The organism is Arthrobacter sp. BL-252-APC-1A (assembly GCF_009696625.1).
Taxonomy (GTDB): domain Bacteria; phylum Actinomycetota; class Actinomycetes; order Actinomycetales; family Micrococcaceae; genus Arthrobacter_B.
Map to the genome: position 1 here is coordinate 233,757 of NZ_VULS01000005.1, position 20,355 is coordinate 254,111.

16 protein-coding genes are annotated in these 20,355 nt (G+C 62.8%); 7 read left to right on the forward strand and 9 right to left on the reverse strand.

Annotated elements, in window-relative coordinates; all coding sequences use genetic code 11:
* The first annotated feature begins 23 nt into the window (after nt 1-23).
* Both FYJ28_RS10070 and FYJ28_RS10075 read left to right on the forward strand, forming a co-directional pair.
* The gene (locus FYJ28_RS10070) at nt 24-1,394 is read left to right on the forward strand and encodes a ParB/RepB/Spo0J family partition protein (protein WP_154579168.1); all 1,371 of its coding nucleotides are present in this window, start codon (nt 24-26) and stop codon (nt 1,392-1,394) included.
* Between the two features lie 3,143 nt (nt 1,395-4,537).
* Nucleotides 4,538-5,116 carry a GNAT family N-acetyltransferase gene (locus FYJ28_RS10075; protein ID WP_154579169.1) on the forward strand — a complete coding sequence of 193 codons (579 nt, stop codon included), beginning with the start codon at nt 4,538-4,540 and terminating at the stop codon, nt 5,114-5,116.
* A 31-nt stretch (nt 5,117-5,147) separates the two neighbouring features.
* Here FYJ28_RS10075 and FYJ28_RS10080 read toward each other — a convergent pair whose 3' ends face one another.
* The 8 genes from FYJ28_RS10080 to FYJ28_RS10115 all read right to left on the reverse strand — a co-directional run bounded on the left by FYJ28_RS10080 (nt 5,148) and on the right by FYJ28_RS10115 (nt 12,663).
* Nucleotides 5,148-5,447, reverse strand: coding sequence for a MarR family winged helix-turn-helix transcriptional regulator (locus FYJ28_RS10080; protein ID WP_055242825.1), 300 nt, complete (start codon nt 5,445-5,447; stop codon nt 5,148-5,150).
* The gene (locus FYJ28_RS10085; protein WP_154579170.1) at nt 5,444-5,869 is read right to left on the reverse strand and encodes a hypothetical protein; all 426 of its coding nucleotides are present in this window, start codon (nt 5,867-5,869) and stop codon (nt 5,444-5,446) included. The genes FYJ28_RS10080 and FYJ28_RS10085 overlap by 4 nt, the downstream gene beginning before the upstream one ends.
* Before the next feature lie 126 nt (nt 5,870-5,995).
* Nucleotides 5,996-7,177: a peptidoglycan-binding protein gene (locus FYJ28_RS10090; protein WP_055242828.1), complete on the reverse strand. Its 1,182-nt coding sequence runs from the start codon at nt 7,175-7,177 to the stop codon at nt 5,996-5,998.
* Nucleotides 7,178-7,186: 9 nt separating this feature from the next.
* Complete coding sequence (trxA, locus tag FYJ28_RS10095) at nt 7,187-7,513, reverse strand: thioredoxin (RefSeq protein WP_055242830.1); 327 nt, start codon at nt 7,511-7,513, stop codon at nt 7,187-7,189.
* A gap of 22 nt (nt 7,514-7,535) precedes the next feature.
* A complete protein-coding gene (gene trxB / locus FYJ28_RS10100) occupies nt 7,536-8,525 on the reverse strand; it encodes a thioredoxin-disulfide reductase (protein ID WP_442778583.1) in 990 nt (329 codons plus the stop codon).
* Nucleotides 8,526-8,747: 222 nt separating this feature from the next.
* The gene (locus tag FYJ28_RS10105) at nt 8,748-10,283 is read right to left on the reverse strand and encodes an ABC transporter substrate-binding protein (RefSeq protein WP_154579171.1); all 1,536 of its coding nucleotides are present in this window, start codon (nt 10,281-10,283) and stop codon (nt 8,748-8,750) included.
* A 166-nt stretch (nt 10,284-10,449) separates the two neighbouring features.
* Nucleotides 10,450-12,117, reverse strand: coding sequence for a murein biosynthesis integral membrane protein MurJ (gene murJ / locus FYJ28_RS10110; RefSeq protein WP_154579172.1), 1,668 nt, complete (start codon nt 12,115-12,117; stop codon nt 10,450-10,452).
* A gap of 66 nt (nt 12,118-12,183) precedes the next feature.
* Nucleotides 12,184-12,663, reverse strand: coding sequence for an NUDIX hydrolase (locus FYJ28_RS10115; protein WP_404322245.1), 480 nt, complete (start codon nt 12,661-12,663; stop codon nt 12,184-12,186).
* Nucleotides 12,664-12,857: 194 nt separating this feature from the next.
* On the opposite strand from FYJ28_RS10115, the gene FYJ28_RS10120 reads away from it, so the two are divergent.
* The 5 genes from FYJ28_RS10120 (at nt 12,858) to FYJ28_RS10140 (ending at nt 18,943) form a co-directional block, all read left to right on the forward strand.
* A complete protein-coding gene (locus tag FYJ28_RS10120; RefSeq protein WP_154579173.1) occupies nt 12,858-14,309 on the forward strand; it encodes a CCA tRNA nucleotidyltransferase in 1,452 nt (483 codons plus the stop codon).
* Between the two features lie 27 nt (nt 14,310-14,336).
* Nucleotides 14,337-14,990: a histidine phosphatase family protein gene (locus FYJ28_RS10125; protein ID WP_154579174.1), complete on the forward strand. Its 654-nt coding sequence runs from the start codon at nt 14,337-14,339 to the stop codon at nt 14,988-14,990.
* Between the two features lie 562 nt (nt 14,991-15,552).
* Nucleotides 15,553-15,831: a hypothetical protein gene (locus FYJ28_RS10130; RefSeq protein WP_055242838.1), complete on the forward strand. Its 279-nt coding sequence runs from the start codon at nt 15,553-15,555 to the stop codon at nt 15,829-15,831.
* A 130-nt stretch (nt 15,832-15,961) separates the two neighbouring features.
* Complete coding sequence (gene mshA, locus FYJ28_RS10135) at nt 15,962-17,209, forward strand: D-inositol-3-phosphate glycosyltransferase (RefSeq protein WP_326831643.1); 1,248 nt, start codon at nt 15,962-15,964, stop codon at nt 17,207-17,209.
* Between the two features lie 66 nt (nt 17,210-17,275).
* Nucleotides 17,276-18,943 carry a formate--tetrahydrofolate ligase gene (locus FYJ28_RS10140; RefSeq protein ID WP_055242840.1) on the forward strand — a complete coding sequence of 556 codons (1,668 nt, stop codon included), beginning with the start codon at nt 17,276-17,278 and terminating at the stop codon, nt 18,941-18,943.
* A gap of 92 nt (nt 18,944-19,035) precedes the next feature.
* Here the strand turns inward: FYJ28_RS10140 and FYJ28_RS10145 are convergent, their stop codons facing one another.
* Nucleotides 19,036-20,121, reverse strand: coding sequence for an inositol-3-phosphate synthase (locus FYJ28_RS10145; RefSeq protein ID WP_055242842.1), 1,086 nt, complete (start codon nt 20,119-20,121; stop codon nt 19,036-19,038).
* Nucleotides 20,122-20,355 lie beyond the last annotated feature (234 nt).

The following is a 20,355-nucleotide window of genomic DNA, read 5'->3' on the forward strand; positions in this document are numbered from 1 at the left end:
GTGCATAAGGGAAGGACTTATCCATGACCGAAAAGCGTCGTGGTTTGGGCCGTGGGCTGGGCGCGCTGATCCCCAGTACTGCTGAGTCCGTTGAAGCTAGCGAGACGGGGCAGGGTACGCGTCCTGGCCGTCCTGTAGATCTTTTCTTTACCTCGGTTGGGGATGAGGCCGGACCGGGGCGTACGGCAGGACCGCGCCGAGGCGCCGGTATCAACAAGGATGCGTTGCGTGCCCCGGCTAAGAAGAAGCCGGCAACCCGTACAGCATCCACTCGTGCAGCAAAGTCCTCTACCGGCACGTCTGCAGAACCCTCCGCGTCGGCAGCTTCCAAGGCGGCAGCCACGGAGCCTTCAGAGGCCCTGAAACAGGATGCGGCGCCGTCCAAGGCCCGGACCAGGAAGCCGGCAGCCACATCCTCGCAGAAGGCCTCCAGGCCCGCACTGGAGGCACCGGAGACGGCCGTCGAGGACGAGATGATCCAGCCTTCCGCTGCGGATGAAGTTCAGACTGAGCTCCCCGTCGACGACGCCGGGTCGGAGGACGTTTCACGTGAAACGCTGATGGAAGTTCCAGGAGCCCGGTTTGCGGAGCTCCCTATCGACTCGATCCACCCCAACCGCAAACAGCCACGCAGCGTCTTCGATGAAGACGATATGTCGGAACTTGTGCACTCCATCAGGGAGATCGGTGTTCTCCAGCCGATCGTGGTTCGTCCTTCTGCTGAAGGGGACGACGAGCACCCCTACGAACTGGTTATGGGCGAACGCCGTTGGCGCGCCAGCCGCGAGGCAGGACTGACGGCTGTTCCGGCAATCGTCCGGTCGACGCAGGATGTAGACCTGCTTCGGGACGCACTCCTGGAGAACCTCCACCGTAGTCAGTTGAATCCGCTTGAAGAGGCGGCCGCTTACCAGCAGCTTCTAGACGACTTCGAGTGCTCGCATGAGGAACTCGCCGAACGCATTGGTCGTTCCCGTCCTCAGATTTCCAACACACTGCGGTTGATGAAGCTGCCGCCGCTGGTCCAGCGTCGACTGGCAGCTGGAGTTCTCTCCGCGGGTCACGCGCGGGCACTTCTCGGCCTGAACGATCCCGCCGAGATGGAAAAGCTCGCCCAGAAGATCGTTGCCGAGGGTATGTCCGTCCGCGCGACTGAGGAAGTCGTTGCGCTATCGGATGGTATTCGACGTCCGGCCAAGGAGTCGAAGCCGAAGGTCGGTGCTCGGCATGAGCGCCTGGATTATCTGGCGAACTCTCTCTCGGACCGGCTGGATACGAATGTGAAGATCACCCTTGGTGCTCGCAAAGGCAAGGTCAGCATTGAATTTGCCAGCGTCGATGATCTCAATCGCATAATGTCTGTCCTGAACCCCTCGGATGGGCAGGCGCAGTAGATTGAACCAAGGGTTGGGCGGCTGTTTCACGTGAAACGGCCGCCCAACTTCTTTTAACGTCGCTAGCGTGGGTGAGGCACGACTGGTGACTCCCGAGACTGAATCACTGCTGCTACTCGAACGTTTACCGTCAACGGGGATAGAAGTCTCATGTTTCACGTGAAACACGATAGAGCCTATCTACGAGGGGGGGTGAGCAAGACAGTCGTGTTGAGTCCCTTCATACGCTTCGGACGGCCCTCGCTTTATCTCCCGCTCACCAATCCTGGCTGGATAAAGCGGCTCGGTTTTGGATGGATCGCTTTCTCGGAGCGCATTCAAGCGGCTTACGGTCCATCACATGGCCGCTCATTCGATCACAAGACTGTCCTGGGCGTATGCCAAACACCCTGGAGCAGCCGCCTGATACCTCCGAGGCGATACATGGTGGCCGAACAGTTTGGAGTTGTCTCTCGATGATGTGACTTGTTTGGCCCCAAGGTGGCCTTGAGGTTTCACGTGAAACAGCGTCAATTCAGCAGGGAATGGCACGTCCCGCGCCTCCGGCGTCTATTACGGCCCTCAGCGCCACTACACACCGACCGGCAATCGAGGATAGGCCGCTGCAAACTCCCGGTTCTGCGGGTCAGCAAACTTTGCTACGTCGTCTCTAACAAACGCACCATCGGCGCTTCCGCCACGCTGAGAACTCGCCTGGTCCGTGTCCTCTGGGAGGACAGAAGTAGCCGAATGCACCGACAACTCGTGTAACAATCGTTTGCGGGTGTGTGATGAGGCGGTCAGAAGTGTCGATCGGAGTGGTTTACGCGGCCATAGGACGCAGCTAAGCGACCGCCGGGCGGCTCGACCTCACCTGGTAGAACTACATGTCGCAATACTGGGTTTGTTCTCTATTGGTCGGGGCGTCTCCGCCGGCCTGTGGACAGACGTTTCACGTGAAACGTTAATGGGCCTGTGCTGATCGACGAGGGTACGGCCCTTTCAAGTCTCCTGTTCTCTGTTAGTCGCTGTCTCGGATGGAACTGAAACCTGTGAGTACCCACACGGGCAGGGTGTTATACAGCCGGGACGTACGTCTGCGCCGAGGCTCGTATCGGCATGCCTGTACGCTGAGATCCGATAGTCCCCATTGTGCCTGCTACGGATAGAAGTTGGAGCTCCATGTGACTCGCATGGAGACTGACTTTGACTGTGAGTCCGGGCATTGCGGCGGCTGGGCTAGCTGGCTGGGCAGAGGCGATAGCTGCCGAAGATCAACAGGACCTGGGCGTGAGAATGTCCTTCCGACTTTCATATTCGTCGCCCACGTCTAGGCTGCACTCCTCCGGAAGGTGCTCAATCCTGGTGCTCTCGCAGAACACTTTCGTCGGCTTTATCCTTTGGACCGAGGCACGGTCTGTGACGGAAGGCCGTCCCTGTTTCACGTGAAACACGATCCACTGTGGTCTCCTCCAGGGCTGCTATCACTCCTCCCCAGCGAGTTCGACGCTCTGCGCACCGTTCAGTAATCCACTTGAACGAGATCCTCAAGGTCGGGGTTGGGTGGACGCTAGCCTTCAAGCCCGTTGCCTATGTGGTCCAAAGGCCCCTATGCCTGCATCTACGAAGGGAATGAGCCGCCTGATATCGGGCTACGCACACGAAGTGGTCGGTGGGGACGGCGTTGCTGCTTCAACTACGAGGGATACCCGTGACCACCTGCTTTTAAGGAATGTGTTTCACGTGAAACGGGACGGCCGCGATCGGGATCGGGATGAGGGCGGAGCTCACGTCTCGCGTTCTGCGCAGCATAACCGCAAGGTGACGAACTCGCTGAAGGGTAACTTAGAGACGACGGGTGCCCGGACGCCAGGAACATGTACGTGTCCCCACACTTGTCGGAACTAGTATTCTCCACGCCTCAGCCACAGAAGCCCGATGACAGTCCGACCGGACCGGGAAGCCTGGTCTGGAATCGAAGACCCTGTACGCCATGGGCAGTGGCTCTGAACGCCTCTAGCCCTAACCGCACCGCTGGGATGACGACTCCCCAGGAGGCGGAAGCGTCGACCGGAGGGCAGCTGTCTTATCGTCCACCCTGCTCCAACGACCTAGCTTGCCCTGACAAACCACGACGTACTCAAGGGCGGAAACCCGCGCTGTCGAATGGGCGGCGACGAAACACTTTGTGTTCCCGATTAGAAACGGGACAACACAACTCGACTGCTTCGTACACGCCAGGAACGTCGCATACGGGAATTCAGTGTCATGCCGGCGTACCCGTAGAAACCGCTCCTTCCCGGTTTCGTGGAACTATCCCCGCGTGGGACCAACGATGACGAAACCAGCTCGCCGCGGTTTTTGGCCAGGACCTGCACGACGTTGTTGACTGCGCGGGTTCAGAGCGAATCTCCGCGGATGGTGTTGCCTATTGCCTGCTACCGCAGCCGGTTGGATCCGTACCTGCGCTACCAGACCTTCGGTATGTTGCAGACCGCGGCATAGAGCAACCGCGTGTCTGCTTGGACCCTCCGCATGCGGCCGTGCTTTGTCTCGAGGGCGGACGAGAGATTCACGTCTGGGCGTCTCTATGGGATCAGAAGGTCATCGGCGTCCGCAATGTATTTTCTTTGGGGGGTGTATTCGCTCGCGGTTCAAGGAAGCGGGATCATTCATAAAGCGATCTACTTGTGGGCGCCGAGTATCCTGCTCCCTTCCGAGTGCAGCGCGTGAGCCGAGCCCGACTCGCCCGAGACTCCGACGAAGCGTGAGCAAGTTCGCTGTTATTGCGTTGTCACGGACTGCCATCTGATGGTCGCGACGCCGCGTGCTGTTGCCGGTATAGTCCGGCCGAAACAAACGGAGATTGCCCAGGGACTCTCCTTGCGGAGTTCGCACGCTGTTTCACGTGAAACCGCGCAAGCCGGCGGCGTGGAGGCGACAGGCCATGAGCTTGGTCCTGCTCTGGCAAAGAGACGGACCGCCGAAGTGCTGAAACCAAAAACACTGATCGAACGAACCTACATGGCGGCTCTGCCACCTGTGGACCGCAGCGAAAGCTTCGACTAAGGTCCAGCCAGTGTCAGAATCCAGCGCTCCAAAGGCAGACTGACTTATCGCCGGAAGCCTCCTTTCCGAACGGAACGCCGACAGGAAGGCAGTTCATGTCCCGCAAAGAAGTCAGCGCTGCGGCCTTCGTTCTCCGCCGTCCCGAACCCGACGATGCCCATGAGCTGGCTGCCCTGCACGTGCAAACCTGGCAGGAAACCTACGACCATCTTCTTCCCGCCGGTTTCTTCACATCCGAATTCCTGGACGACAGGTTGAGGTTATGGCAACACCTGACATCGGCGACGGGAGGCGCCCGCTTAGTCCGCCTCGCCGAGGTCGCCGAAGGAAATACCGGCGCGGTGGGGGAGGAATACCTCCACAAGATTGTCGGCTTCGCAGTAGCCGGGCCGGACACCGAGTCAGGTGACGGCAAAGACAATCGTCAACTGTTTAGCCTCTATGTGCTGCGCCGGCTTCACGGCACCGGAGTAGGGCAGACACTGCTCGATGAAGTGCTGGGCAAGGAGCCCGCCGTGCTTTGGGTGGCAAAGGACAACCCGCGGGCGGTGGCTTTCTACCGGCGGAACGGGTTTGAGTTCGACGGAACGGTAAGGTCAGACCCAGCGGCACCGGGACTGGTAGAGTGCCGGATGCTGCGCCCGTCAATGCTGCGCCCGTCAATGGTTCGCTGAGGCGGTGACGCAGGAGCCCATTCGGTTTGGCTCAGGACTCTTCCTGGAAGGTTCCGGACACGATTGTTTCGAGGGCGCGAATGTGGCCGCGGTATGCCCGTGATCCGGCCTTGGTCAGGCTCAACCACGTCTTCCTGGAATCCAGTTCCCCACGTTCCTGCCGCACATAACCGGCTTCGACCAGTGCGGCTACCTGCTTGCTGAAGGCTGAAGGGGACAACCCCAGGTGAGCTCGCAGTACGGATGACTCCACCGCCGTACCTGCGTCGAGCATCGCGCACAGCTGCAACCGGTAGAGCGGGTGTATGACCGGATCAAGCACAGGGTTCATCGGAGGGTCGCCCGATAGTGGAAAACGGAACCCGTTCCGAAACTCAGCACAGTGCCTGCAGCACAGACCCAGACAAGCCCCCACATTCCCGCCCAGGACGCCGCGAGGGAGGCAACCACGAACAACGTGGAGAGCACCACAGCCACGATAAATACCCGGCAGCGCGGGACAGCGAACGGCAGGCCCATCCTGGACCCCGCCCAGTAATTGAAGGCGCAGGAGGCAACGACCAGAACAGCCAGGAGTCCACTGCCGGGCCTGCCCAGGAGCGGGAGCAATGCAGAGACGCCCAGGAAAAGGCCGTTGGAGACGTACAGCCACCACGGCCAGGGCTGGCTGCGGATTGAGTCCTGTGCACTCTGCGCCGCCGCCAGCGCGGCGGATGCCTGGCTACGGTTCGGGATCGGCGCATTAGTTTCCATGGCGGAAACCATACGGCAAAGTTTCCGCCATGGAAACCATTGGACGCATGAAACGTCGGCAGTGATGCGCTGGAGACGCCAGCGGGACCAGACCAGTGGGCCGAAGGCCGTCTGCGGGCCCGGGTGCTAGAGCCCGGAAACCCGGCGGCGGTCTTCTACGGGGTTGAAACGGCTCACGTCGTCCAAGGCCAGCGTTCCGGTGGGCTGGTCTTCCTCTTCGAGGAGATATAGCCGCTGAATGGCAATGACGATCGAATCCGCGAGTGTTTGGCGGAACACCGGATCAGCCAGCCGGTGGGCGTCATGGAAATTGCTCAGATAACCCAGATCAATTCCCACGGAGGGGATACCGGGCAGCTTCAGGGTGTCCCAGGTGCGGGCGTGAACCCCCAGGTTGGCCATATCCGTACGGGCTGCGAGTTCCTTCATCATGAGGATCGCTGCTCGCTGCCCGATGGGGGAGCGGGGTTCTCCCGTAACCGGAAGGCCCCAGTAGTATGCCGCCATGCCCGACGCGGCGGGCTGGTCCAGCCAGTCGCAATGGATGTTTACGTTCAGGCTGGGAGAGCGGCCGGAGACAGAGGCGGCAGCGGCGTCGTACTCCACAACCTCAGCTCCGAATTCACCGAGGATCCGTTCCACGCGGGCCCGGACATCGGAAGCCACCAGCAGCTCGGTCAACGGCTGGCCGGTGAGGCGTTCGGTGACGTGGGCCGAGGAAATCTCCGACCGGCCCGTGTTAAGTGTGATGGTGCGGCCGCGCAGGGCGGCCGTGGAACGGTCAAGGCGCTCGTAGTCACGAAGCGCGAAGGCCTGGCTGGGGGAGATGGCCCGGTTGACCCGCGACATGGCCGTCATGGTGTCCCCGTCGCACACGCCGGTGCCCGGAATGCCGAGGTTCTCCTGCAGCTCTGCCACGGCATACCGTGTCCGGATGCCAAACTCGCCGTCGATATGGCCGTAGTAAAAGCCCAGATGGGAGAGGTGCCGCTGGAGTTCGGCGACGTCGTCTCCGCGTACTGCCGGCTGGTCTTCCACGAACTCAAGAACGCGGTCACCGAACCGGAACTGCGCCTCTGCCAGAGCACGCTGGGTATCGGGACCCGCCACCCCGTCGACAATCAGGCCCCGGCTTTGCTGGAAAGCACGGACTGCCGCATCCACATGGTCGTCAAAGAACGCGGCGTTATTTACTGAATCGGGAGCGAGGTAGGACATGGAAATGCCGGCCCGCAGCAGCGCTTCACGAAGCGCCACCACGCGCCGGCTGGAGTCCAGCCTCCGCAGACTCTCGTCCGTCGGATGCATAGTGGGGACCTACTTCAGGTAGGCCGCGAATTCCTGCTCAAGGACCTGCTTCGGCTTCGCGCCGATAGACGTGGCCGCAACCTCACCGCCCTTGAAGACGTAAACAGCGGGGATAGAGGTGATGCCGTACTTGGCCGCGATAGCGGGGTTGTCGTCAACATTGACCTTCACGACGTCGACCTTGTCCGAGTACTCGGCGGCGATGTCGTCCAGGATGGGGGAAAGCATGCGGCACGGACCGCACCATTCGGCCCAGAAATCCACGATTACCGGCTTGTCGGCAGCCAGCACATCGGTGCTGAACGAGGAATCCGTTACGTCTTTGGCGTTGCTCATAGTTCTTGCTCCTTGTGGATCTCTAGACGGAAGCGTTTTCGGAAACGGTTTCCGACGCCGGGGTGGGAACGGTGGCAGCGGTTGCGGCGGAGGCGACGTCTGCCAGGTAGTGCTCGACGTCGAGCGCAGCCACGCAGCCGGAACCGGCGGCGGTGATGGCCTGGCGGTAAGTCGGGTCGATGACGTCTCCTGCGGCGAAGACACCCGGCAGGGAGGTCTTCGAGGTGCGCCCCTGGACGGCGATGGTGCCGGCCTCGGTCAGCTCCAGCTGTTCGCGGACCAGGTCCACGCGGGGATCGTTGCCGATCGCTACGAAGATGCCGGTAACGGCCAGGTCGGACTCGGCCCCGTCAACCGTGTTGCGCAGGCGCACGCCGGTGACCTTGTCTTCGCCGTGGATTCCAATAACCTCGGAGTCCCAGACGAAGCGGATCTTTTCGTTTGCCAGGGCACGATCCTGCATGATCTTGGAGGCGCGAAGGGTGTTACGGCGGTGCACGATTGTTACCGAGGCAGCGAACTTGGTCAGGAACAGTGCTTCTTCCAGCGCCGAATCGCCGCCGCCGATGACTGCAATGTCCTGGCCCTTGAAGAAGAAGCCGTCGCAGGTTGCGCACCAGCTCACGCCGCGGCCGGACAGCCGCTTTTCGTCTTCAAGTCCCAACTCGCGGTACGCAGAACCGGTGGAGATGATCACGGAGCGGGCCAGGAAGGTCTCCCCGGTGCCGATGGTGACCTTCTTGATATCTCCGGTCAGGTCCACCGAGGTGACGTCCTCGAAGAGGATTTCGGTGCCGAAGCGGTCTGCCTGCTTCTCGAGGCCTGCCATCAGGTCCGGGCCCATGATGCCTTCGGGGAAGCCCGGGAAGTTCTCCACGTCAGTGGTGTTCATCAGCTCGCCGCCGGCGGTAACCGAGCTGGCGATCAGCAGCGGCTTGAGGTTCGCACGGGCCGTGTAGATGGCCGCGGTGTATCCGGAAGGACCGGATCCAACGATGATGACGTCACGGATTTCCGGGACGGATCCAGCGGCGTCGGGGCGAATTTCTGTGCTCACGTGCTGTGAACCTCTTTCCTTGGAGTTCCGGGGAGAACGGGTACTGACCGGTTGGCGGAGCACTTCGAACCGCTAACCACACCTCACAACACTGACACGGAACAGCTTATTCCGAATGCCTGCTGCGTCACATGATCAGCTGCCGGGCCGGTTCCCGGTGGCCGAAATGGGCGTGAATCAGGAGACTTCGATCTCAGCGATGCGAAGCCCCCACGGGTACTCAGCCTGTACTCCGCTGAGGCGGGGGAGCTGGGTGAAGTTGATGATCACATAGCTGGCGGACGCCGGCTCGCCGTCCGGACCCTTGGGTACCGTGATGGACGTGGTGGGCCCCGTGAAACCGCTCTGGGCCACGGTGGTGGCGCCGTCAAGAGACGGTGAATCGTTGAGCATCACGGAGAAGTTGCCGCCGCTGCCGTTGAGCTGGGTGATGTCCACCTTGCTGATGGCGGACTCTTCTTCCAGTTCCACCACGAGTGCCAGGCTCGGTGCCAGGCCGCCGAACGTATCCGAGGCATATACGTAGCTGGACCAGTAGCTGGCATCGTTGCCGTCGATGATCTGCGGCAATGCGGCGTCGTTTACGGAATCGAGTTCCTGGTTGCCGGGAACGAGCCTGCTGATCCCGGCTGTCAGCGGATCCGGAAGTGCTGCGCCGGTCTCCTCTGCGGCGCCTGCGGACGTCTCAGGTGCCTCAGCGACGGGTGTGGTTGCTTCCTCGGCCGGGAACATATCCCGCACGCCGCCCAGACCCGTGAAGGCCAGGACCACGGCTACCAGCAGAACAACGCTGAGGATTCCGCCTACCAGTATGCGGCCGAACTTGCGGTTATCTCCCCGGTCCGGCTGGTCTTCCTCGTAGCCGTCGTACTCCTCTTCATTTTCGTACTCTGCGCCCAGGGCAGTGCGGGGGAAATTCGACGCCTTGCGATCATTTTGACCGGCAGTTGCGTAACCTTCTGCCGGGAAGTCGTCTTCTTCCTCCCAGCGCGTGACCTTGGGTGACTGGGCCGGGGTATCGCGGGTCGGCGCGGAATACTGGGCCGACCGGGGGCTCTGGCTGGGAGGGGGAGGCACAGCGGCGGCACCGGTCGCAGCTTCCGCGGGTGCTTCCTGCGGTCCGCCGAATTCAAGCTCACGTTCACCGGTGGCAGTTGCACCGGCAGCACCGGCAGCACCGGCGGCACCGGCGGCACCGGCGGCACCGGCGGCACCGGCGGCAGCACCGCGGCCGAAGCGCGGCAGGTGCGGCTTGGGAAGGTTGGAGAGCAGCGGCTTGCGTTCGCGCGGTTCGTACTCTTCCACGTAACGGTCTTCCTGGACCGTCTCAGGCTCGCGGGAACGGGGTTCTCCGAAAATCTCCGAGCCCAGCGTGTCCGTGAAGAACGGTTCCACGTAGGGGGCGTCCCGCTCGATCACCAGGTCGAGCAGGTCCGCGGCGTTGCCATTGGAGGTGACGAGGTAGGTACGGCCGTCGCTGACGCCCAGATCAAGGATCTGCACGGTCGAATGGCGTTCGCCAATGGCAATTTCGCGCGCGCTGGCGCTTACCTGGCTGGCGTTCTGCGGTGCGGCGACAAGGATGCTCACGGCACGGTTGAGTACCTGGTCCACGCCGTCGAGGACGAGGTCATTCTCTGCTGAAGCCAGGACCTGGGCGGTGACCTTGTAGCGGCCGCCCAGCACTGAACCAGCATTTACCGGCTGTGGCACGTGTTCCTCCCGTGGAAACGGCTATGACTGCAAACGAAATGTTGCTACCGGCGCCGGTAGGGCGGCCGGTGCGGTTAAACAGTACCCGCAGGCCGAGACCCACCCAGTACTGCCCACTTTGTACCCATGCTACCCGCGGCGGGCGGCAAAACCTGAGTTGGTCGTGTTAGGCCCGGCGCGCAAGCTTCGCCAGGACGGGTTCAAGCAGCTCGTCGAGTTCGCGCACTTTGAGCAGTCGCAGCATTACAAAATAGACCCCGGCCATCAGGGCAGCGCAGACAACCAGCACTACCGTGGCGCTGATGAGGGAACTCCAGGCAAAGCCGTCCGGGCTGTAGCCGCCCAGCACAGCCAGCGCGGCCGCACCGGCGGCGGCCGCGGCAAGTGCCGCCACAGTGAGCCGGACGTGGACATCAAACACCCTGGCCGCTCCGTAGTGGCCAAGTTTACGGGTGAGGAAAATATGGCTGAGCACTACGGCGGCGATGTTCCCAATCGAGTAGGCCACAGCCAGGCCATACACGATGTGGTTCGCCGGCAGCGACGATGCGACCAGTGCAAGGCTGATTCCCAGGGCAGCGAGGATGAGCTGCATGACCATGGGGGTCTTTGCATCTTCGCTGGCATAGAACGCACGGTTCATCAGGAACGTGGCGCTGAGGAACGGTGAACTGACCGCGAGCAGGATCAGTACCTGCCCCTGGATTGCTGCCGTGGCGTTGGACCCGCCCCCGAACCACATGCCAATCGGGCCGGCCAGGACAACCATCACGGCAGCTGAGAACACAGTGGCCACACCAATGACACGCAGCCCGCGCGAAATGGTGGCCCGAACGGCGTCGAGGTTCCTCTCCACGTACGCATGGGACATGCGGTTAAAGAGGACGGTGGCGAGTGAAAGCGTGATTACCGAATGCGGAATGATGTACAGCATTGCGGCGGTTTCCAGGTTGACCTGGCCGGCGATGAGCTGGGGCGGATCCATTGCCAGGTAGGCCGGGCGGGCTTTGGTGGCAATGGACGCGACGTTTGTGTAGACGAGGTAGGCGCCGTTGCCCACCAGCATGGTGATGATGGTCCACTTGGCTACCCGGGCAGTCTCTCCGAGGCCCACTCCGCGGAACCCAAACGTGGGCCGCAGCCCCAGTCCGAGTTTCTTCAGCGGGAACAGCAGGACCAGAGCCTGCAGCGCCACGCCCAGGGTGGTGCTGCCCGCGAGGATGACGGTAGCCGAGTTCGTCCAGTTGTCAGGTGAAAACCTCTCGGTGCTCTCCCTGCCGATCAGGTTGATGAACAGGATGAGCCCGCTGATGGCGACGACGTTGTTGACCACAGGCGCCCACATATAGGCACCAAACCGCCCGTTGGCGTTCAGGACCTGGCCAATCACCGCATACGCGCCGTAGAAGAAAATCTGCGGAAAAAGCCAGTAGGCAAAAACTGTGGTGAGCGCCAGCTGCTGCTCGTCCAGCTCGACGACGACGGACAGGATCAGCGGTGCCGCCACAGTGACTACCAGGGCTATGACAGCCAGGAAGACGAGGCTCAGAGTCATGATTCGGGACACGTATTCCGCGCCGCGGTCTTCACGCTTGCTGGCCTTGATGATCTGCGGGACCAGTACCGCGTTAAAGACGCCGCCTGCCACCAGGAGGTAAATGAAGTTGGGCAGGACGTTCGCGATGCCGAAGAGGTCAGTGACCCCGAACGAGCCGCCGATCGCAACGGCCAGGAGGGAGGTGCGGACCAGCCCGAGCACACGGGAAACCATGGTTCCCGCTGCCATGACGGCGCTTGAGCGGGCAGTACTGGGAGCAGGATTCTGGACGGCCATTATGTCCTTATGCTCTCACCTAAGGACCCATTTCCTTGAAACCGCAGCACCGGGCGCCGCAGGGGCTCAGCGGTATTTCGGGAGGACTTCGCGGGCCAGGTCCGCTATGCGGCGTTCGTTCGGGAATGACAGGCGCCTGCCCAGGACCGCCAGCGGAACCCAGGCAACGTCCACGGCTTCGTGGTCCGGATCGTTTTCGATCGTGAGCTCCCCGCCCACTGCCTCCAGCAGGTAGTGGTGCACTGTCTTGTGTACCCGGTGTCCGCTGACCGTAAACCAGTAGTCAATACTTCCCAGCGGAGCCAGGATCCTGCCGTCGATTCCGGTTTCCTCGGCGATCTCGCGGACAGCTGCCTGCTCATTGTCCTCTGCGTGCTCCGGGTGGCCCTTCGGGAGGCACCATTCCAGGCGGCCGCCCCGGTTGAAGCGGGCGATGATGGCCACGGGCAGTTCCGGATCAGTGCAGTTGACCACAATTCCGCCGGCGGAGACCTCTTCCACCGTGGGCAGGGCGGCGTGCGCCGAATGCGCGGCCGAGCTGCCCATTGACGCTGTCAATGGGGTCCGCTTGGGCGCACTCGGGACGGGATGGGCCATACCCCCACTGTAACTATCTTTGCCAGCCGATGATGACCGGCGGGAGCTGTAGCCCGCAGTGCCGCGGCAACCCCGGCGTGTCCGTGCGCCGGAGGGGACGTATTGTCCGCGGGGGCTGGTTTATCTGGCACGCTTAAAGCACTATGGCGCACCTTTCCGACAGTTCATTCCCCACCACCAAGCTTCCTGACGTGATCCCGCAGCTGGGAGAGCTCTTCCAAGCTGCCGGTTTTGAACTCTCCCTGGTGGGCGGACCCGTGCGCGACCTGTTCCTGGGCCGGGTCTCTCCGGACCTGGACTTCACCACCAATGCCCGTCCGGACGACATCATCTCCGTGGTTCGCCGCTGGTGCGACACATACTGGGAGATAGGCAGGGAGTTCGGCACGATCGGAATGCGCAAGGACGGATTCCAGATCGAGATCACGACCTACCGTGCTGACGCGTACGACCCGGACTCCCGGAAGCCGGCCGTCGCCTTTGGCGAACGGCTGGAGGATGACCTCTACCGGCGTGACTTCACCATGAACGCCATGGCCCTGCGCCTGCCGCAAATGGAGCTCGTTGACCCATTCGGCGGCCTGCGGGACCTGAACGCGGGAATGGTGCGCACCCCCGGGGCACCGGCGTCATCCTTCTCGGATGACCCGCTGCGGATGATGCGGGCTGCGCGGTTCGCTTCCCAGCTGGGTGTCACGGTGGCCCCCGAAGTCTTCGCGGCCATGAAGGACATGGCGGGGCGGATTGAGATTATCTCCGCAGAGCGCGTCCGGGATGAGCTGGTAAAGCTCATCAACGGCAAGTCTCCGGCAGACGGCGTTGACCTGCTCGTGGAAAGCGGCCTGGCGGACTACGTTCTGCCTGAGGTTGCTGCCCTGCGCCTGGAAATCGACGAACACCACCGGCACAAGGACGTCTACCAGCACTCGCTGACCGTGCTCAGGCAGGCCTGCGGCCTGGAGACCGGCCCGGACGGACCTGTGCCTTCCCCTGACTTTGTGCTCCGCTTCGCGGCACTGATGCACGACGTCGGAAAGCCCGCCACGCGGCGCTTCGAAGGGACCGGGGCGGTCAGCTTCCTGCACCATGACGTGGTTGGGGCCAAGCTCACCGCCAAGCGCATGAAGGCGCTGCGTTTCGACAATGACACGATCAAGGCTGTGTCCAGGCTGGTGGAGCTGCACATGCGGTTCTACGGTTACGGCGATGCCGGGTGGAGTGATTCTGCCGTCCGCCGCTACGTTACGGACGCCGGACCGCTGCTTCAGCGCCTTCACCGCCTGACCCGGTCGGACGTTACAACCCGCAACCGGCGCAAGGCTGAGCGGCTGGCCTTCGCCTACGATGACCTCGAAGCGCGGATTGAGAAACTGGCAGAGCAGGAAGAGCTGGCCTCGATCCGCCCGGACCTCGACGGCAGCCAGATAATGGCTTTGCTGGGGATCCGTCCCGGTCCGGTGGTGGGACGTGCCTACCGTTTCCTGCTCGAAGAACGAATGGAGAACGGACCCGGGACTCCCGGTGAGGCCGAGGCGAAACTGCGCGAATGGTGGCAGCAGCAGCCTGAAAGCCGTGAAGCCGAAGAGCTTCCCTAAGTCCGCTCCGCTAAAGAAGGGATGTTCATGAGCACGGAGAATCTGGGCCCGGCAGTACCTGACCTGACGCCGGCCGGAACGCGGCTGCCCACGTTTTGGCTGGTCCGCCACGGTGAGACCGAGTGGTCCAGGGAGGGCAACTACACCGGCCTCACCGACATTCCGCTGACCATGGAGGGCGAAGCCCAGGCCACCGCGGCACGGGAAAAGATCGGCGACGTCCGGTTCGACCGCGTATTCAGTTCACCCCTCATCCGTGCCAGGCGCACTGCGGAGCTGCTGGGACACCCCAGCCCTGAAGTCCTCCCGCACGCCCATGAATGGGACTACGGCAAGAACGAGGGCCGGCGCAGCACCGAAGTCCGGGAAGAGAACCCCGGGTACATCATCTGGAACGACGGCGTTCCGGGCGGCGAAACCCTTGCCCAAGTAGCTGCCCGCGCAGACCGCATTATTTCCAGCGTGCAGGCAGGCTGCGGAACTGCCATGGACCGCGATCCCGATGCGGTGCCGCTGGAGCGTGCGCTCCTGGTCGCGCACGGACACTTCCTGCGGATACTCGCGGCCCGTTGGCTTGGGCTGGCCCCCGACGCCGGACGCCACCTGGTGCTTGGGACAGCAGCTGTGTGCGTCCTGGGCTGGGACAAGCACACGCCGGCCATACTGAAATGGAATATGTAGCAGGTTTTTTAAAGTAGTTCCGGAAAAGGCTTGGCAGCAGCTGGCAGTTCGGGTTATATTTTTTTAGCGCGCAAAGTTGCGGCGCTCACAGCCCCTGCGGACTTGGATGACTCCAACCCCGGGGATTAGAGCTAAACGAACCAGGAGGTGGACTGTGGTGTGTGATAACACGGATATGATCCGGTGGACAGTGGTCCCCGCAGCCATCTCCCTTCGACGGTTCCCGGGTGGAACAGGCCTTCAGGCCTAGGATTCTTTGCTTCCGTCCACCACGGAGCATCTAGGGGACGCAGCCGGCTCAGGTTCCCGGATTCATTCGCGAGCCCTGGGCCAGTGCACGCCTCGAAGCTGCCGTGGCCCGCTGCGGACCACACCGGCATCTAACTGATTCCCTTTGGCGCCTAACCCGCGATGCCTGCCCATTAATTCCACGGGCATAATTCAGCATTCGTGGACGGTCTGGTCACCGGTTTCTATTTATTGCCATTAGGCACCCCATTTATCAGCACAGTTGCCGCCTTTTCCCTGTGCTTTTTCAGACATCCATTCCAGGAGTTTTGTCATGCCTTCTTTCAAGCTGCCCTCCGTGGGCGCGTACGCACCACCTTCTTCCTCAGCCGAGAGGGAACCGCCGTCATCTCCGGACAGGGAGTCCACGGCGTCTTCCACCAACTCACGCGGAGGCGTATCCGTTCGGACCCTGGCCTCCGGAGCATTCCAGCTGCTGCGCCGGGCCCTGGCTGCCAGGGTGGCCTCCAGCGGTGCCCTGGTTGACGAGCAGGAGCAGCGCCAGCTGAGCCTGCTGAGCCATTACTCCTTTCCCCCGGGCAAAGGGCAGTGAGAGACTGCACACCCTTCCCCGGTCTGCCGCGGATTTCCGCAGCAGACCGGGGATAAGGAAACAAAGCGGGCCCCGTTCGCGTTGTATGGTCGATAGGTAGGGAACACAGGCCAGCGACGAAGGGAGTGCTGTGCCCCAGGTCAACCGGGTGGCCATGCTCTCGCTGCATACCTCGCCGCTCGAACAGCCTGGTTCCGGCGACGCGGGCGGCATGAACGTGTACGTCCGATCCGTAGCCGTCCAAATGGCAAAAATGGGCGTTGAAGTGGACATCTTCACGCGTGCCTGCGCACCGGACCAGCCCCGCGCCGTCGAACTGGCTCCAGGCGTCACCGTCCACCATGTAGTCGCCGGTCCCCGTCGAAAGGTGGCCAAGGAACGGCTTCCCCGACTGGCCGGCGAACTGGCCGAGGGAGTGGCACGCTCAGCCCTGCACGGCGGGATCCGGTATGACGTGATCCATTCGCACTACTGGGTTTCCGGCGTTGCCGGCACTAGCCTGGCGCGCCACTGGGACGTTCCGCTGGTTCACACCATGCACACCATGGCGCGGGTCAAGAACCTTCAGCTTCAGCCCGGCCAGGCTCCCGAACCCCAGGTCCGGATCCAGGGCGAACAGGACGTTGTGCACGCGGCGGCCCGCCTCATCGCAAACACCACCACCGAGGCCGATGAGCTCGTGGCTTGGTACGGGGCCGATCCCCAGTCGATTGACGTAGTCGCCCCCGGTGTGGACCTTGACATCTTCTCGCCCGCAGGCCGCACTGAGGCCAGGGCACGGCACGGCGTCCGCCGCGGGGAGTTCCACGTGGTTTTTGCCGGGCGGATCCAGTGGATGAAAGGTCCCCAGGTGCTTGTCGAAGCCGCTGCGCGCCTTCGTGCCTCCCGTCCCGACATCCCCTTGCGGGTGAGTATTCTTGGTGCGCCCAGCGGCTCCGAGATCCTGGACCTGGATGCCTCGGTCCGCGAGCTGGGACTGCGCGGCACCGTCCAGCTGCACCCGCCGGTGGAAGCTAACGGACTTGCCGGCTGGTTCCGGTCAGCGGACGTAGTGGCAGTTCCTTCCTTCAGTGAGTCCTTCGGACTTGTAGCCCTGGAAGCACAGGCATGCGGAACCCCTGTCCTGGCAGCCGACGTCGGCGGGCTGCCCAAGGCAGTCAGCTCCGGGCGCACCGGTGTGCTCGTCCAGGGGCACGATCCGTCCCTGTGGGCCGCTGAACTCGAAACACTCTTCGATCACCGCGCCTGGCGCAGCGACCTGGGTCGAAACGCCGCAGCGCAGGCCCGTTCCTTCGGCTGGGAGCGCACCGCCACCCTCACCACGCAGACCTACCGCCACGCAGCGGAGCAGCCGGCGGTCCACCCCGTCGGCAACTAAAAACTCGCTGCCGTAAGGCGGGTGTGCCGGATTGACGGGGGCCGGGGGTGGTGCCAGCGTGGAGCTATGGCCAATGACCTCGACATTTCCCGGGCTGCGACGCTGCAGCCCATCACCGACATTGCGCATTCTGCAGGCATCCCTGAAGACGCGCTGGAACTCTACGGCCGCTACAAGGCGAAGGTAAACCCGGCTCTGGTGCCTAAGAGTTCGAAGCCGGGCAAGGTGGTGCTGGTGACCGCCATGAGCCCGACGCCTGCCGGCGAAGGCAAGTCAACGGTGACCGTTGGGCTGGGGGACGCGCTGGCGCGTGCCGGGCAGAAGACGGTCATTGCCCTGCGTGAGCCATCCCTGGGTCCCGTGCTTGGCATGAAGGGGGGCGCCACCGGCGGCGGCTACTCGCAGGTGATCCCGATGGAAGAAATCAACCTCCACTTCACCGGGGATTTCCATGCCATCACGTCCGCCAACAATGCCCTGGCCGCGCTGACGGACAACCACATTTTCCAGGGAAACGCACTGGGTATCGACCCCCGCCGCATCACCTTCCGGCGGGTCATGGACATGAACGACCGCTCGCTGCGGCACATTGTGGTGGGCCTTGGCGGGCCGGGCCAGGGAACTGTCCGCGAAGATGGCTTCGACATCACCGTGGCTTCGGAAATCATGGCAATCTTCTGCCTGGCCACGGACATAGAGGACCTCACCACCAGGCTGGCGCAGATCACCGTCGGTTACACGTGGGAGCGGCAGCCGGTGACCGTAGCGGATCTGGGTGTCCAGGGGGCGCTGGCACTGCTGCTGAAGGATGCCCTCAAGCCGAACCTGGTGCAGACCATCGCGGGAACCCCGGCGCTGGTCCACGGCGGCCCCTTCGCAAACATCGCCCACGGCTGCAACTCGGTGATAGCGACCACGCTGGGCCGGAACCTGGCCGACGTCGTTGTTACCGAGGCCGGATTCGGTGCCGACCTTGGGGCGGAGAAGTACCTGGACATTAAGTCGCGGGTGGCAGATGTGGCCCCGGACGCCGTCGTGGTGGTCGCAACCGTCCGTGCGCTGAAAATGCACGGCGGGGTGCCCCGGGAGCGGCTGGATGAACCAAACCTGACCGGACTGGAAGCCGGCACGGCGAACCTTCGGCGGCACGTGCGGAACCTCGGTAAATTCGGTTTCTCACCGGTCGTCGCGATCAACCGCTTCACCACGGACACGGAAGAGGAAATCGACTGGCTGCTGCAGTGGTGCGCCCGCGAAGGAGTGGACGCCGCTGTAGCGGACGTCTGGGCGCACGGCGGGGGAGGCCCCGGGGGCGATGACCTGGCAGCAAAGGTGCTCTCAGCGCTGAAGAAGCCTGTGGACGTCCGGCCGCTGTACCCGCTGCAAATGAGTGTGGAGGACAAGATCCGCACGGTGGTCCGGGAGATCTACGGAGCCGACGACGTCGAGTTCTCCGTGCCAGCGCTGCGCAGGCTGGAGGAAATCAAGGCAAACGGGTGGGAGAACTTCCCGGTCTGCATGGCCAAGACCCAGTACTCGTTTTCCGACGACGCCGCGAAGCTGGGGGCGCCGGAAGGGTTCACCGTCCATGTGAGGGACCTGGTGCCGAAGACTGGCGCCGGCTTCATCGTGGCGCTGACCGGTGCGGTGATGACGATGCCGGGGCTGCCGAAGGAACCCGCTGCGCTCCGCATGGGAGTCGCGCCGGACGGCACGCCGTCGGGCCTCTTCTAGCCTGCCTGCCCCAACGAGATAGCAGAAAGTGCACGTCCCAGCGCTGGGACGTGCACTTTCTGCTATCTCGATTCTTGGGGGAAGGGAAGGGCTTAGCGCTCGACTTCTCCGCGGATGAACTGCTCCACCTTTTCGTGGGCGATGTCATCGTTGTACTGCTCCGGCGGGGACTTCATGAAGTAGCTGGAGGCCGACAGGATAGGGCCGCCGACGCCGCGGTCCAGGGCGATCTTCGCTGCACGGACGGCATCGATGATCACACCCGCGGAGTTGGGGGAGTCCCAGACTTCAAGCTTGTACTCGAGGGACACCGGAGCATCACCGAAGTTGCGGCCCTCCAGGCGGACGAAGGCCCACTTGCGGTCATCCAGCCAGGCGACGTAGTCGGACGGGCCAATGTGGACGTCGTTGGCAGCCAGCTCGGCGGTAACGTTCGACGTCACAGCCTGGGTCTTGGAGATCTTCTTCGACTCCAGCCGCTCACGCTCCAGCATGTTCTTGAAGTCCATGTTGCCGCCGACGTTCAGCTGGTAGGTGCGGTCCAGTGTGACGCCGCGGTCTTCGAACAGCTTCGCCATCACACGGTGGGTAATGGTGGCACCGATCTGGCTCTTGATGTCGTCACCAACAATCGGCACACCGGCCGCGGTGAACTTGTCCGCCCACTCCTTGGTACCGGCAATGAAGACGGGCAGTGCGTTGACGAAAGCCACGCCCGCGTCGATGGCGCACTGGGCGTAGAACTTTGCGGCCTGTTCGGAGCCAACGGGCAGGTAGCAGACCATGACGTCGATCTTTGCAGCCTTGAGCTCGGCAACCACGTCCACCGGAGCCTCATCGGACTCGCTGATCGTCTCGCGGTAGTACTTGCCGAGTCCGTCCAGGGTGTGGCCGCGCAGCACCTTGATACCGGTCGCGGGGACGTCGGCAATCTTGATGGTGTTGTTCTCGCTGGCACCAATGGCGTCGGCAAGGTCGAGGCCAACTTTCTTGGCGTCGACATCGAATGCGGCCGCGAACTGCACGTCATTGACGTGGTAGTCGCCGAACTGGACGTGCATCAGGCCTGGGACGGTTGCTGTCGGGTCTGCGTCGCGGTAGTAGTGGACGCCCTGCACCAGCGATGCAGCGCAGTTACCAACACCAACGATTGCTACCCGGATCGGGTTATTTGCCACGGTTCTCCTTTGAAGACATTCCTGTGCCGCCGCCCGCCGCTGACGCGTCAGTGTGCCGCCGCAGGCGGCGCAGGCAACTGACCTAGTCTACTTTGTCCGGCCGTCAATGCTCAGGCACCGTCCGCAGTTGCGCGGCGCAGTGCAGACACCGGCCAGACTGGCCCTGCGGCAGCGGGTTTTCCCGGCAGGCAGATGGCAGGGCGGGCCACGGTGCCTACGCTGGAAAGACAGTGC

Coding starts and splice junctions, on each gene's coding strand:
- FYJ28_RS10070 (WP_154579168.1), top strand. CDS start 24: ATGACCGAAAAGCGTCGTGGTTTGGGCCGTGGGCTGGGCGCGCTGATC.
- FYJ28_RS10075 (WP_154579169.1), top strand. CDS start 4,538: ATGTCCCGCAAAGAAGTCAGCGCTGCGGCCTTCGTTCTCCGCCGTCCC.
- FYJ28_RS10080 (WP_055242825.1), bottom strand. CDS start 5,447: ATGAACCCTGTGCTTGATCCGGTCATACACCCGCTCTACCGGTTGCAG.
- FYJ28_RS10085 (WP_154579170.1), bottom strand. CDS start 5,869: ATGGAAACTAATGCGCCGATCCCGAACCGTAGCCAGGCATCCGCCGCG.
- FYJ28_RS10090 (WP_055242828.1), bottom strand. CDS start 7,177: ATGCATCCGACGGACGAGAGTCTGCGGAGGCTGGACTCCAGCCGGCGC.
- trxA (WP_055242830.1), bottom strand. CDS start 7,513: ATGAGCAACGCCAAAGACGTAACGGATTCCTCGTTCAGCACCGATGTG.
- murJ (WP_154579172.1), bottom strand. CDS start 12,117: ATGGCCGTCCAGAATCCTGCTCCCAGTACTGCCCGCTCAAGCGCCGTC.
- FYJ28_RS10115 (WP_404322245.1), bottom strand. CDS start 12,663: ATGGGCAGCTCGGCCGCGCATTCGGCGCACGCCGCCCTGCCCACGGTG.
- FYJ28_RS10120 (WP_154579173.1), top strand. CDS start 12,858: ATGGCGCACCTTTCCGACAGTTCATTCCCCACCACCAAGCTTCCTGAC.
- FYJ28_RS10125 (WP_154579174.1), top strand. CDS start 14,337: ATGAGCACGGAGAATCTGGGCCCGGCAGTACCTGACCTGACGCCGGCC.
- FYJ28_RS10130 (WP_055242838.1), top strand. CDS start 15,553: ATGCCTTCTTTCAAGCTGCCCTCCGTGGGCGCGTACGCACCACCTTCT.
- FYJ28_RS10140 (WP_055242840.1), top strand. CDS start 17,276: ATGGCCAATGACCTCGACATTTCCCGGGCTGCGACGCTGCAGCCCATC.